The organism is Planktothrix sp. (genome assembly GCF_046067725.1).
Lineage (GTDB): Bacteria > Cyanobacteriota > Cyanobacteriia > Cyanobacteriales > Microcoleaceae > Planktothrix.
Genome location: NZ_JBJUDF010000093.1, coordinates 1 through 13,285, shown reverse-complemented (window position 1 = coordinate 13,285; position 13,285 = coordinate 1). Strand labels below are relative to the sequence as shown.

The window sequence follows — 13,285 nt, the reverse complement described above, 5'->3', positions numbered from 1 at the left end:
TTTAAAGGTTTTCTCTGCTATCTGGCAACGTTGATTAAACGTTAACAACTTTTCTATTTTATAGCAGGGAACAGGGAACAGGGGGAGTTGTAAGTCCTAGACTGAATTTCACATCTGGAAAAAATAACCAGAAATCAGGGTTGGATACAATGATTTAACGGATTGCTAAAACAGAAAAATTAATTGATAAAGATTTAACATTTTCATCAATTAAAGTAGGATAATTTTCTTTGATTTTTTCAAAACTAATCATTTTTTGCAGGAAATCACTATTGGCTATTGAAAAATCCTGATCAAATTCAATCATAGGAGGATCAGAAACAACGGTTAATTCTCCCCATTCACCGATTAAATGATAGGCTTCGTTTTCCATAAAAAACTCATCAATATTACCATAATCCCACGTTCCATCAGGATCGACAATTGGGAGCATTTTATTTAAAGTTAGATTATAGGTTTGGGGATGGGAAAATTTTAAAGTTATTCTTCGATAACAATACTGTTCTCCAGGCAAAGGAGAACTGTAAAGCGGATGATTTTCTGTCAAAACAGCTTCTAAAAAAAATTCTATAGCGGTATCAGTTTTGATACCCAATACATAACTATCTTCAAGATAGATATTTTCTAAACCTGTCAACTGCCAATAATTAAGTCTATCCATAATTTATGATGTTGAACTGAAAGGGCTGAACTGTTTTTTGTTGGGTCAGGAAAGAGGTGACTTAGCTTGTTAAACTCAAGTCAACTCTTTTTCTGAAGTTATCCTAAACCAGCATCACTCAACCTCGTCCATCCTATATGTCCCATTCGATTCGTATATGATTCCCTAGACTTTTGCGAGTAACGTGATTTCCCCAGATATCTATCCTTTGGGTATCAGGATTTCTGAGTTCAACATGAGGATAATCACTTCCAGGTGTCCTGGAACTGCCTTGCTTTAAGGTTAGCCGAACTACGCCATTTTCATCGACGTATTTTAAGGGGCCTTCAGTAGTTTGAGTGGGTTGCCAGCCTTTTAACTCCGCCCATAACTTAAAATCACTGGCTTTTGGAATTTCACCTCTTTCGACAATCTGGATGATTGTTTCCAAGGTGGAGTCTGAATTTATCATTTAACATAATAATGTAATTAGATATTAATATAGTTTCTTAACAATATGGTGAACTTTCAATTTTGTCAAGCTAACCAACGGAACTCTCCCTCAAGCATCAACAGCCAACCGTCAACCCCTGTGGCAGATTGTCCAGTTAACGCTATAATCTCTTGATTATTTCTTTATAATCACAGACAGGCCTGAATGCGCCTTGTGAGGAGATGTCAATGAATATACTTGGAATTTCAGCCTATTACCATGACAGTGCTGCGGCGCTGGTCTGTGATGGTAAGATTGTGGCAGCCGCCCAGGAAGAACGGTTTACCCGCAAAAAGCACGATGCTCGATTTCCGGTTAATGCCATCCGCTATTGTCTTCAGGAAGCCAACATTACCTTTTTTGAAATTGATCAAGTCGTTTTTTACGATAAACCTTTGGTTAAATTTGAACGACTCCTCGAAACCTACCTCAGTTATGCACCTCGCGGGTTTCGTTCTTTTATTAAAGCTATGCCTGTTTGGTTAAAAGAAAAACTTTACCTAAAATCTGTATTAAAAAGAGAATTATCTGCGATCGCTGGAGCAAAAAAAGCTAAACTTCCCCCCTTATTATTTACAGAACATCATCAATCTCACGCGGCTTCTGCCTTCTTTCCGAGTCCCTTTCAAAAAGCCGCCGTCATGTGTTTAGATGGGGTGGGAGAATGGGCAACGACTTCGGTTTGGTTAGGAGATGGAAATACATTAACACCGATTTGGGAAATCGATTTTCCCCATTCTTTAGGGTTATTGTATTCTGCCTTTACCTATTATACCGGGTTTAAAGTTAACTCTGGAGAATATAAATTAATGGGATTAGCACCTTATGGTGAACCCATTTATGTTGATAAAATCCTCACCCATTTAATTGATTTAAAAGACGATGGCACATTCCGATTAAATCTGAAATATTTTAATTATGCTGTTGGTCTAACCATGACGAATAGCAAATTTGATCAACTCTTTGGTGGCCCGCCTCGCAAACCAGAAACCCCCATTAGTCAACGGGAAATGGACATTGCCGCTTCAATTCAAGTGGTAACAGAAGAAGTGGTTTTACGTCTAACTCGTGCGGTTCAAAAAGAATTAAATGTCGATTATCTGTGTTTAGCGGGAGGGGTTGCGCTTAACTGCGTCGCTAATGGTCGAATTCTCCGTGAAGGGCCGTTTAAAGATATTTGGATTCAACCCGCCGCCGGAGATGCAGGAGGAGCGTTAGGGGCAGCCTTAGCGGTTTGGTATCAATATCATCAACAACCTCGTAACGTTGAAACCGATCTCGCCATTGATATTCTGGCTGAAAAACAGTTAGAAACCGTTGTGGGATCTAAAGCTGCTACTGTGGCGTTAAAAACCCATCAAAAACGCTTAGATTATATGCAAGGTTCCTATCTGGGGCCGAAATTTAGCGAGGTCGAAATTCAGGAATATTTAGATACCGTTGGCGCGAAATATTTACGGTTAGATGATGCGGAATTAATGCCTCGTTTAGCTGAAATTTTAGCTGATGGAAACGTCGTGGGATGGTTCCAAGGACGTATGGAATTTGGGCCGAGGGCGTTAGGTGGACGTTCAATTATTGGTGATCCTCGTAATCAAAAAATGCAGTCGGTGATGAACCTGAAAATTAAATATCGGGAATCGTTTCGACCCTTTGCGCCATCGGTCAGAGCCGAACGAGTTTCGGATTATTTTGAATTAGATCGTCCCAGTCCCTATATGTTAATTGTGGCTCCGGTGCAAGAGAATTTAAGAATTCCCATGACCCCGGAACAGGAACAACTTTTTGGGATTGAAAAACTCAATATTCCTCGTTCAGAAATTCCGGCAATTACCCATGTTGATTATTCTGCACGGGTACAAACCATTCACAAAGAAACGAATCCTCGTTATTACGATTTAATCCAACATTTTGAAAAACTCACCGGATGTGCGGTGATTGTGAATACTTCTTTTAACGTGCGGGGTGAACCGATTGTGGGTAGTCCTGAAGATGCCTATCGTTGTTTTATGCGAACGGAAATGGATTATCTGGTTTTAGAGAATTTCTTATTAGCAAAAACAGAACAAACTCCTTGGCAAAAAGATGATTCTTGGCAAAAGGAATTTGAATTGGATTAACCTTTCTCTCGTTTCTAGGTTCAATGTGCGATTCGTTTAACTTCAAGTAAGCTAAAAAGCTTACTTGAGGTTAACTCAGTCATGAAAAATGACCTTGATCATGCAAGGGATATGCTGACGGATACTCGGTAATTGCAAAGAAATAGAACAACTATAGCAATCCTATTTGATTTAGGGTAGGAGCAATTCATGAATTGCCCCTACGGTAAGGGTTTTAGTAATAGAGGTTATTACAACCGATTTAGACTTGCTATAGCAATCAGTTAAAATACCCAAACCGGGTACATCATTATGGCATAGGGAGACAATACTTTGAGTCGTTTCATATCGGTTTTCAATGATTATTATAAATTAGGGAAATAAAATAGTATGATATTATTTTATTCCCACTGCGGCTCAAAAAAATAATATAGTGCGACCCATTAAGCTGTTCCCTATTCCCTATATCCCATGATTGATTCTGACTATCAAATCGGGGGAAGTTTAGCCCAAGACGCTCCCACCTATGTTGTCCGTAAAGCTGATTCTGATCTATATTCTCAATTACAGAAAGGAAATTTTTGTTATGTTTTAAATTCTCGACAGATGGGAAAATCTTCCTTACTGGTGAGAACTCGTTATCGTTTACAACAAGAAGGATTTCAGTGTGCCACATTAGATATGACTCGCATTGGGAGCGAAATGATTACCTCCCAACAATGGTATAAGGGAATTGCCAGCGAGTTATGGAGAGGGTTTAACCTACTGGGTAAATTTAATTTAAAAAATTGGTGGAAAGAAGAAGAAGATATTTCCATGATTCAACGGTTAAGTAATTTTATTGAAGATATTTTATTAACGAAATTTCCTGAAAAAAAATTAATTGTTTTTGTGGATGAAATTGATAGTATTTTAAGCTTAAATTTTAAAGTAGACGATTTTTTTGCTTTTATTCGGTTTTGTTATAACCAACGGGCTATTAATCCTGAATATAACCGGATTAGCTTTGCTTTATTTGGAGTTGCGACCCCTTCAGATTTAATTTCTGATCGCAGTCGTACCCCCTTTAATATTGGAAAAGCGATAGAATTAGAAGGATTTACCTTTAATGAAGTACAACCCTTAATTCAAGGTTTAGAACACAAAGTCAGCAATGCTACGACTGTCATGCGAGAAATTATTAAGTGGACAGGAGGGCAACCTTTTTTAACTCAAAAAATCTGTCAATGTATTTTAGATTCTACTCAAAAATCTATTAATCAAACCTTAACTATTCCCCCTGGAACTGAAGGCTTTTGGGTAGAATCCTTAGTGCGATCACGAATGATTCATAAATGGGAATCTCAAGATGAACCGGAACATTTAAGAACTATCCGAAACCGAATTGAATCGAATCAAGAACACTTAGGAAGAATTCTAGGAATCTATCAAGATATTCTCAAAGGTTTAGACGTTCAGATTGATGATAGTAAGGAACAAAGCGAACTAATTTTATCCGGTTTAGTCGTCAAAGCTGGAGGATTTATCCAAGTTAAAAATCGGATTTATCAAGAAGTGTTTGACCTCGATTGGGTGGTTCAACAATTGCGGACTCTGCGACCTTATTCTCAAGCTTTTGATGCTTGGGTACAATCTCAACAACAAGATGTTTCCCGACTCTTACGAGGACAAGCGTTAAAAGAAGCTCAAAATTGGTCAAACGGACGCAGTATTAGTGATTTAGATTATCAATTTTTAGCCAAAAGTGAAGAATTAGACCGCCGGGAAATGCAGCAAGCGTTAGAAGCGGCGAAAATGCGAGAAACGGAAGCACGACTGTTTCAAGAAAAACAAACCGCAAAACTGCAACGATTTTTACTATTATCCGTTAGTAGTGCGTTAATAATTGCTATCGCATTGAGTGGAATTTCTTGGTTTCAATATCATCAAGCAAGGGTGAATGAACAACAAGCAAAAACCAATGAAATGAAAGCTTTACGCCAATCTTCTGAAGCTTTATTTGCCCTGAATCAACGATTTGAAGCCTTAATTCAATCGATGAAAGCCTATCGGAAATTAAAAACCCTTCCTGATGTTGATACCGAAACTCAGCAAATGGTACAATTAACCTTACAAAAAGCGGTTTATGGAATTCAAGAATATAACCAATTGTTAGGACATACCAGCGCGATTTATAAGGTACAATTTAGCCCACAAGGAGATTTAATTGCTACGGTTAGTCAGGATAAAACGATTAAACTTTGGAAACCCGATGGCACATTAATCAAAACCCTGACCGGACATCAAGATTCTTTAATAAGTGTTGCTTTTAGTTCCCGTCATCGAATTTTTGCCACTACCAGTAACGATAAAACTATCAAACTTTGGAAAACTGACGGCACTTATTTAAGAACACTAACCGGACATAAAGATGCGGTTATGGCAGTCAGTTTTAGTCCCACAGAAGATCAACTGGTTTCTTCTAGTTTTGATCAAACCCTAAAATTGTGGACAATTGACGGAAATCTGATTAAAACAATACCTGCCCATAGCAAGAAGATCGTTACAGTTGCTTTTAGCCCCGATGGTCAAAGATTTGCTTCTGGAAGTGAAGATAATACGGTTAAAATTTGGAAATCCAATGGTACACTCCTCAAAACCTTGACTGGACATCAAGCTGAAATTATGTCGGTGGCTTGGAGTCCCGATGGTCAATATTTAGCCTCTGGCGGTCGCGATAAAACGATTAAAATTTGGAGTCGGGAAGGGATATTAATTCATACTTTTGGCCCCTTTGGGGATGAAGTTTGGGGTGTGGCATTTAGTCCCAATGGTAAATATTTAGCGGGGGCCATTCGGAATCAAAAAATCCAACTTTGGCGTAAAAATCAAAGCCCTTCGGTTTATACTCCTTATAAAACTTTATTTCAACATAAAGCTGAAGTGAGTGCGGTTGCCTTCAGTCCTGATAGTCAAACCATTGCTTCTGCCAGTTGGGATAAAAGTGTGAAACTCTCAAAAATTAACGATACTTTAGTAAGACCTTTAATTGGACATAAAGATACGGTTTGGGGAGTTGCCTTCAGTCCCGATGGTCAAATGATTGCTTCTTCTTCCTTGGACAAAACGATTAAATTATGGACAAATAAAGGTGAATTATTGCAAACCTTAAAAACGGGACATCGGTGGCGGGTCAACCGGGTTGAATTTAGTTCCGATGGTCAATGGTTAGTTTCCAGTTCTGATGATAATACCCTAAAACTTTGGAAGAAAACTCAGGAAGGAAACTTTAACCCCCGTCCTGATCAAACTTTACAGGGGCATAATTGGGGCGTTTGGGGTGTCAAATTTACTCCTGACAATCAATCGATTGTTTCTGGCAGTTGGGATAGAACGGTTAAAATTTGGGGACTGGATGGCAAAGTTCGCCGAACTTTAACAGGTCATAATAGTCAAGTTTGGGGAATCACAATTCACCCTCAACATCAATGGATTGGTTCGAGTTCTAATGATAATACCATTAAACTTTGGAATTTCAAAGGTAAATTGCTACAAACCTTAATCGGTCATCAAGATGGCGTTTGGGATGTGGCGTTTAGTCCTGATAGTCAGTTTTTAGCTTCTGCTAGTCGAGATGAAACGGTAAAATTGTGGCGGTGGAATCCTCAAATTCAATCGTTTGTTGCGGATAAAACTCTTAGGGGACATACCGCAAATGTTATGGCGGTAACCTTCAGTCCTGACCAACAATGGTTAGCTTCTGCAAGTCAAGATAAAACCATTAGACTGTGGAGACGGGATGGAACATTAGTTAAAACCTTGAATGGTCATGATGATGAAGTCTACAATGTTAAATTTAGTCCTGATAGTCAAACCCTGGCTTCAGTTAGTGCGGATAAAACGATAATATTATGGGATTTACATCGAGTTTTAACGTTAGATGATTTTGCTTATGCTTGCAACTGGGTTAAGGATTATTTAAAAACTAATTCAACGGTTAGTCCTGAAGACCGACAATTATGTCAGAACATCAATCATCAGTGATCAATCAACCTTTCACCCGGAGTCAATTATGATGATGAAATTATTAGGATGTGTAGTCATTTTTGCAAGTTTACTCAATGTCACACCTGGGATGGCAAATCATCCCCCCCTACAAGTTGCTCAAGCGTCTAGCACTTCTGCGATTCAAGGTTATTGTTTTTCGGTCGCTAATGATAATCTGGATTCTACGGCAAGAATTTATATTCAAGGAAATCAAGTCACGGGTCGAGTAGAAGCGACGATTCATAATGAAAAAGAATCTTATTATACTTCCTATACTCAAACCTTACAAGGAACAAAAAATGGGAATCAGTTAAACTTAAATATCACCACTAAAATTGAGTTAGATACCCAAAAAACTAAAGAAACCTGGACGTTAACTTCAAATTCTTTGAATACAGGACGAGTCGTTTATCAAAAACAACCTTGTTTAGTGTCTCAAATTCGCTTTGCACCCGGAACTAATAGTACCACCGTTAATCAATCGGTTGTTCGAGGAAGTCGCAATATTTATTTATTAAGAGCGAATCAAGGACAGAGAATGGATCTGAAAATGACATCGTTAGAAAATAATGCCGTATTTGATGTGATTGCACCGAATGGGCAAATTTTGAAAACAGAAGCTACCCAATCGAGTTTAAAATTACCGGCTACTGGAAATTATGAAATAATTGTAGGGGGTACTCGTGGCAATGCTACCTATAAATTAAATGTTAAAATTCAATAAATGGAAGGAAACAGTAAGAATTGAAAGAATTTCAGGATGCAAAACTGTCCTAACGAATGATGCGTAGTGCTATATAAACTGATAACTGATTTTGGGCGGGAGAACCCCGCCCCTACGATTGATTGCTAATTTTTAGAATTCCAACCCGATTGATAATAGATTCCTGAACCTTGATCAGAAACAAAATGACAAGACCAATAGGATTGAATAAAACTTTTCCAAATCGGTTCATTGGAAAAACGATAATAATCCCCTAAAACGGGTTTAATCGCTTCCGTTGCTGCTTTTAAATGATAGTGGGGAATACTCAAAAAGATGTGATGGGCGACATGAGTTCCAATATCATGATGAATCGGATTAATAAATCCATAGTCTCGGTCAATGGTGGATAAAGCTCCTTTGAGGAAATTCCAATCATCTCCCCGATACCAAGGAATATCCGCTTCCGTGTGATGTAAATAGGTGACTAAATCTAGCCACATTACAAACACTAAATAAGGCATGAAATAGTATTTAACAAAAAACAGCCATCCAAACTGAAACGTGAGAAAAGCTAGAAAACCAACCATGGCAATCCAAAGGGCTGTACTGGTAATAATATCCCACTTTTCTGAAGGTTTAAACAAAGGACTGCTCGGCAGAAAATGAGATCCTTGACGGTTAGGAGAACGCCGAAATAGATAAATCGGATAAGCCAGTAACGGAACATAAAAGCGAAACAGCTTTTCATACCAAGGCATCAGATTAAACTTGGTTTCTGTCACCGGATACCAACTTTCATCGGTGTCAATATTTCCCGTATTGGCGTGATGGGTTCTGTGACTAATTCGCCAACCGTGATAGGGAACAAGAATAGGAATATGGGAGAGATGGCCAATTAAATTATTCAGCCATTTGATTTTTGAGAAAGATCCATGACCGCAATCATGACCTACAACAAATAACGCCCAAAACATCGTTCCTTGCATCACCCAAAAAATGGGGAAAAATAGCCAAGAATCGAGTTGATAAGCGATAAAATACAACCCAGCAATAATGGAAATATCAATGAAGAAGTAACTCAAAGATTTTCCCACCGAGGGTTCAAAACAGTAGGCAGGAATCGCCGCTTTCACATCTTGAAGCGTAAAGGGTAACTCTGATGTTGTACTAGGTAAAGCGGTGAGAGTGGACTGGTTAGGACGATTAGATAATTGCACGAACGTTTTGATTTGACCTTGTAAATCATCTTCAGTTTTGTTATTCCCCCAAATTGAATCACAAATACCAAGATTTGGGAGATTAACTTTAACTGCGATTGTTGAACAAAACTTATTGTACCGTTTTATCTGTTAATTTTTGCAATCAATTTTCAATTCTCAAGATGGTTGGGCCAATTTAAGCCACGTTGGAGGATGGGTCATCTATCTTTTAATGACATTAAAATGAATTAATTGGTGTTTATAAACTCTCTTTAATCAACTGAATCAGATCAGCATCTATTGTTGAATTACGTTTTTTAAGGTTTCTTTGTTTAAGGGTTGATTGAGTTTAGGAAGATTCTGATTGTTTGCTCCAGGGAAACGAGCTAGTGCTAATTTTGCGATCGCAGAATCTTGAGGTTCTTGATTCATTAACAGAGACTGATTCAAAATTTCTAACTGAGCATCTACAATTTCATCATCTTTTTCATACCAACTGGCGATCGCCACCGATAAGGTTTCAATATCATCGGGTAACGGATCAATTAATCGGAGTAATTCTTGACGTTTTGATTCAGTAAATAATTGAGGTTGTTGTTCTAACAGTTGCAGAAAGGCTTCTAGGTTTTGCTGGTAAAAAGACATAAACAGATACTTTAAAGAAATATAGAATTGATTATATCAGAAGTTAAGAGACAGGATGGGCGGATTGATGACATTCATTTTAGATTTCATCAATAAAATTTAAACCGCCCAGAAAAGAATAGTTAACTGGCGATGCGATCTAATGATCTTTTTCCTCCCCAACGATCTACAATTTTATCATCATATTCATCGGCAATTTCTAACACGGCATTGACAGAAGCTTGTAACTCTAGTTTATCACAAGTTGAACCCACAATCGTATGTTCAAAAACAATACTTCCCTCTTCATCAATTCCAAAAGCTCCAAATCTCATGATATTATTTTCTCTTAATAGAAAATGTAATAAATCTGGGGAAAGTTCCACATCAGTGACAACATAAGACCGGGTATTAATCACCGCATCATCTTTTTCCCAAGGAAACACAAAGACCTCAACTAATGCTGAACCCATGACCATTGCTAACCCCGGAACATCTTGTCTGGCACAAGGGAATTTACCGTATAATTCTCTCATCCAAGTGGCAACTTTGTTGTAACAAGCTTCTTGCACTGTGGTTTGAAATTGCATCCTGAGCTTTCTCCTCGCGATTTTTCCTTTGTTTTAACATCTTTGGGGTTAGGATCAGGCAGATTTGTATTATTTCTCAACACAGAAACGGATGATTCTAAATTTTTAGAACGGGAGTTCTATTCATCGGGTAAACTCTGAATAGGAGTTCTTAAGTTCACATTGATGGGAGAATGCACAATGGATGAAATGGCAACGGCTAATTTAATTGCTCAAGTGATTACGGTGATCGGTTCATTAGGCTTTTTCTTACTCACGTTTCAAGCGTTGAAACAGTTGGAGAGATAGGGAATGGGCAATGGAAATCGGGAATTAAGGATGGGCAATCACTAATCCTCAAAAAACTGATGATTCTTTCCTTTATATCAGGAAATACCTACAATTTCAAATTCTAACTGATGACTTTTAGCAAAATCGTGGGTCAAGTGATCCACAAAATTCGTATCGGCTAATTCTAAATTATAAAAATCAATCGTATCATGGGTAAAATAAGGCCCAGCGTGCCAAGTTCCAAGGTCTAATTTTATAAAACAATTGCCCGGAATATGAAAAGCCGCTAAATCAGTTAAGATTGGTTCATCAGTTTTAGAAGGCGGACAAACGGCTATAAACCAATCTTTTCCTTCTAATGATCCTAAGCATTGAGTACATTGAACATGACGGGTAATTTGATGAAATTTTAAACCATTTTGTTGAAGTCGCATAATATAAAAACGAGGGATGCCATTTTTTAAGTTCAGTTGGGCATCCTCCTCGTCATAAGATTTATCATCAGCCGAGGCTGAAATAACTTGCCCATAGGGTTTAAATCGTTCAGGGGTAATCCATTCAGCAGCTAACTGTTGAATCATGAGTTTAGGCATTGACAACCTCAGCATTTTAAGAAGTCAAGATCGATTGATTCACAATGATTAAGTTGACTGAAATTGAAATCCATTTTCATCCGCATAACGGTGTAAAAAACGCATGACTCGTTCAAAGATTTCTTCTGAGTCTACTTCAAAGGCACATTCAACTTTAGATAGATCCTCATCTCCCCCGTAGAAAAATTTAACGCCACTGGGAGTGACTTTAATTTGTCCTTCTTCATCCCGCAACCACAAATTTGTGATTTGCTTGCGATAAGCTCGTAAGCGTTCGATGGCTTGAAGGCGCTCAAAAACCAAAACAACAATCTTGGTTTGGGAGTGTTTGAGTTTCCGCAGGCTAATCCCGCTAATTTCTTCATCTAATCCATCAACAAATTGTACAGAGGTTTTCATCGCATTTTCCTCTCGTATTTTATTTTAGTTTATCGGATTTTGAGTCAAATATCAATAAAGTTTACCATTAATCAATCATTTTAAAGACTTGTGATAATTTTAAACACTTGTGGCGTACCCAGTGATAAAAGTTTGATCCCCATCCTCTATGAGTTGTAATTAGGGTTAATCCATTAACCTTGAATGGCTGTATCAACTTGTTTAAAAAGTTTTTCTGGGGTTGAAGAATTATATAAAACGACATCCGCCTGTTGACATTTTGCTTCCAACGACATTTGACTTTGAATTCGAGCTTGAGCGTCTTCAAGAGTTAAAACTCGATTAAAATTATTTTTTTCCCGTTGAATTAACCTTAAATATTGTTGTTCAGGTGGGCAATAAACAACCCAAATCTCAGTCACTAAATCTGTCATCTGAGATTCAAATAATAATGGAACCACTAAAACCCCATCCGCCGAGGGGGAACGGCTAATATCAGCAGTGGAGATTGTTGTTGTTTTTAATTGTTGAATATTGTTAACAAAACATTGGCGGACAAAGGGGTGAATCTGTTGCTCTACCCAGGTTCGTTCTGATGAGTTTGAAAAGATTAGACTGGCTAATTGTTGACGATTTAAGTTACCATCAGAACATAAAATATCCTTGCCATAACGATGAACAATAGACTCGAGAACAGGTGAACCGGGTTTAACAGCTTCTCGCGCATATAAATCCGCATCCCAAATTGGAAGTTGGTAAGCTGTCGCTAAATAGTTAGATACAGTCGTTTTCCCTGTAGCGATTCCCCCAGTTAGACCAATTAAACGCATACTTTTGATTTTCAATCTATAATATTATTAATTCGGTTTCAATCAGAATAGTCCATCTGGGTAGCTTCTGTCGAGATCTACGTTGTAGATTCCCTTTCAGTGATTGTTTATTTAAGCCATAAACCCCTATGCAGCCTGGACACTTTTTCAAGAGAATTTTAATTTCCTTTCCGTTAGCAGGATTTTGGATGGTTGGAATTCATGAATTGCCAGAACAATTCGCGGGTAATTTTAACATTTATATTTCCAGCAATTCAGTTTTAGCACAGTCTATTATTCCTGAGCCTAATAGTACCAATACCCTGACTAATTCTGTTGAAAATCGCATTAATATTACCGGAGGTCAACTGTCAGCCGATGGAGGAAATTTATTTCATAGTTTTACTCAATTTAACGTTCCCCCCGGTCAAATTGCTAACTTTGTTTCTAACCCTTCAATTCAAAATATTCTGAGTCGTGTCGTGGGAGGACAACCTTCTGTCATTGAAGGGTTGATTCAAGTCACAGGTGGCAATTCTAATCTATTTATTTTAAATCCGGCTGGTATGATTTTTGGAGCCGGATCTCGTTTAGATGTTCCTGCTTCATTTACCGCCACAACTGCTACCGGAATTGGATTTAATTCAGGTTTTTTTAATGCTTTAGATGATAATAATTATAATAGCCTTTCGGGTGAACCGAATTCTTTTCTGTTTGCCACTTCAAATCCAGGTAATATTATGAATTCAGGAGAACTCACCGTTTCTTCTGGACAAACATTAACCTTAATTGGGGGAAATATCATCAATACCGGAACGCTCAACGCACCCGGAGGACAAATTACTATTGCTGCTATTG

13 protein-coding genes are annotated in these 13,285 nt (G+C 38.0%); 5 read left to right on the top strand and 8 right to left on the bottom strand.

The window, feature by feature from the left end; all coding sequences use genetic code 11:
• Nucleotides 1-154 precede the first annotated feature (154 nt).
• Complete coding sequence (locus ACKPEB_RS05415; RefSeq protein ID WP_408963813.1) at nt 155-661, bottom strand: hypothetical protein; 507 nt, start codon at nt 659-661, stop codon at nt 155-157.
• A gap of 133 nt (nt 662-794) precedes the next feature.
• Nucleotides 795-1,112 (bottom strand): hypothetical protein, encoded by a 318-nt coding sequence (locus tag ACKPEB_RS05410; protein ID WP_408963812.1) that lies wholly within the window; start codon nt 1,110-1,112, stop codon nt 795-797.
• A gap of 209 nt (nt 1,113-1,321) precedes the next feature.
• Between ACKPEB_RS05410 and ACKPEB_RS05405 the strand changes: the two genes are divergently transcribed.
• From ACKPEB_RS05405 to ACKPEB_RS05395, 3 genes are all read left to right on the top strand, one after another.
• Entirely contained in the window at nt 1,322-3,253 is a 1,932-nt protein-coding gene (locus ACKPEB_RS05405; protein ID WP_408963811.1) for a carbamoyltransferase, read from the top strand.
• Nucleotides 3,254-3,703: 450 nt separating this feature from the next.
• Nucleotides 3,704-7,255 carry an AAA-like domain-containing protein gene (locus ACKPEB_RS05400; RefSeq protein WP_408963810.1) on the top strand — a complete coding sequence of 1,184 codons (3,552 nt, stop codon included), beginning with the start codon at nt 3,704-3,706 and terminating at the stop codon, nt 7,253-7,255.
• A 28-nt stretch (nt 7,256-7,283) separates the two neighbouring features.
• Nucleotides 7,284-7,982 carry a hypothetical protein gene (locus ACKPEB_RS05395; RefSeq protein ID WP_408963809.1) on the top strand — a complete coding sequence of 233 codons (699 nt, stop codon included), beginning with the start codon at nt 7,284-7,286 and terminating at the stop codon, nt 7,980-7,982.
• Between the two features lie 125 nt (nt 7,983-8,107).
• Here ACKPEB_RS05395 and ACKPEB_RS05390 read toward each other — a convergent pair whose 3' ends face one another.
• The 3 genes from ACKPEB_RS05390 to ACKPEB_RS05380 all read right to left on the bottom strand — a co-directional run bounded on the left by ACKPEB_RS05390 (nt 8,108) and on the right by ACKPEB_RS05380 (nt 10,377).
• Complete coding sequence (locus tag ACKPEB_RS05390; RefSeq protein WP_408963808.1) at nt 8,108-9,181, bottom strand: fatty acid desaturase; 1,074 nt, start codon at nt 9,179-9,181, stop codon at nt 8,108-8,110.
• Between the two features lie 279 nt (nt 9,182-9,460).
• Nucleotides 9,461-9,808: a hypothetical protein gene (locus ACKPEB_RS05385; RefSeq protein WP_408963807.1), complete on the bottom strand. Its 348-nt coding sequence runs from the start codon at nt 9,806-9,808 to the stop codon at nt 9,461-9,463.
• A gap of 122 nt (nt 9,809-9,930) precedes the next feature.
• Nucleotides 9,931-10,377 carry a T3SS (YopN, CesT) and YbjN peptide-binding chaperone 1 gene (locus ACKPEB_RS05380; RefSeq protein ID WP_408963806.1) on the bottom strand — a complete coding sequence of 149 codons (447 nt, stop codon included), beginning with the start codon at nt 10,375-10,377 and terminating at the stop codon, nt 9,931-9,933.
• Nucleotides 10,378-10,542: 165 nt separating this feature from the next.
• Here ACKPEB_RS05380 and ACKPEB_RS05375 point away from each other — a divergent pair, with 165 nt between their 5' ends.
• Nucleotides 10,543-10,665, top strand: coding sequence for a hypothetical protein (locus ACKPEB_RS05375; protein ID WP_408963805.1), 123 nt, complete (start codon nt 10,543-10,545; stop codon nt 10,663-10,665).
• Nucleotides 10,666-10,742: 77 nt separating this feature from the next.
• Here the strand turns inward: ACKPEB_RS05375 and ACKPEB_RS05370 are convergent, their stop codons facing one another.
• The 3 genes from ACKPEB_RS05370 to coaE form a co-directional block, all read right to left on the bottom strand.
• Nucleotides 10,743-11,240 carry an ureidoglycolate lyase gene (locus ACKPEB_RS05370; protein ID WP_408963804.1) on the bottom strand — a complete coding sequence of 166 codons (498 nt, stop codon included), beginning with the start codon at nt 11,238-11,240 and terminating at the stop codon, nt 10,743-10,745.
• A gap of 48 nt (nt 11,241-11,288) precedes the next feature.
• Nucleotides 11,289-11,639: a photosystem II reaction center protein Psb28 gene (gene psb28, locus ACKPEB_RS05365; RefSeq protein WP_408963803.1), complete on the bottom strand. Its 351-nt coding sequence runs from the start codon at nt 11,637-11,639 to the stop codon at nt 11,289-11,291.
• Nucleotides 11,640-11,812: 173 nt separating this feature from the next.
• A complete protein-coding gene (gene coaE / locus ACKPEB_RS05360; RefSeq protein WP_408963802.1) occupies nt 11,813-12,448 on the bottom strand; it encodes a dephospho-CoA kinase in 636 nt (211 codons plus the stop codon).
• Nucleotides 12,449-12,576: 128 nt separating this feature from the next.
• Between coaE and ACKPEB_RS05355 the strand changes: the two genes are divergently transcribed.
• Nucleotides 12,577-13,285 (top strand): filamentous hemagglutinin N-terminal domain-containing protein (locus tag ACKPEB_RS05355; RefSeq protein WP_408963801.1); only part of this gene is annotated, 709 nt, incomplete at its 3' end.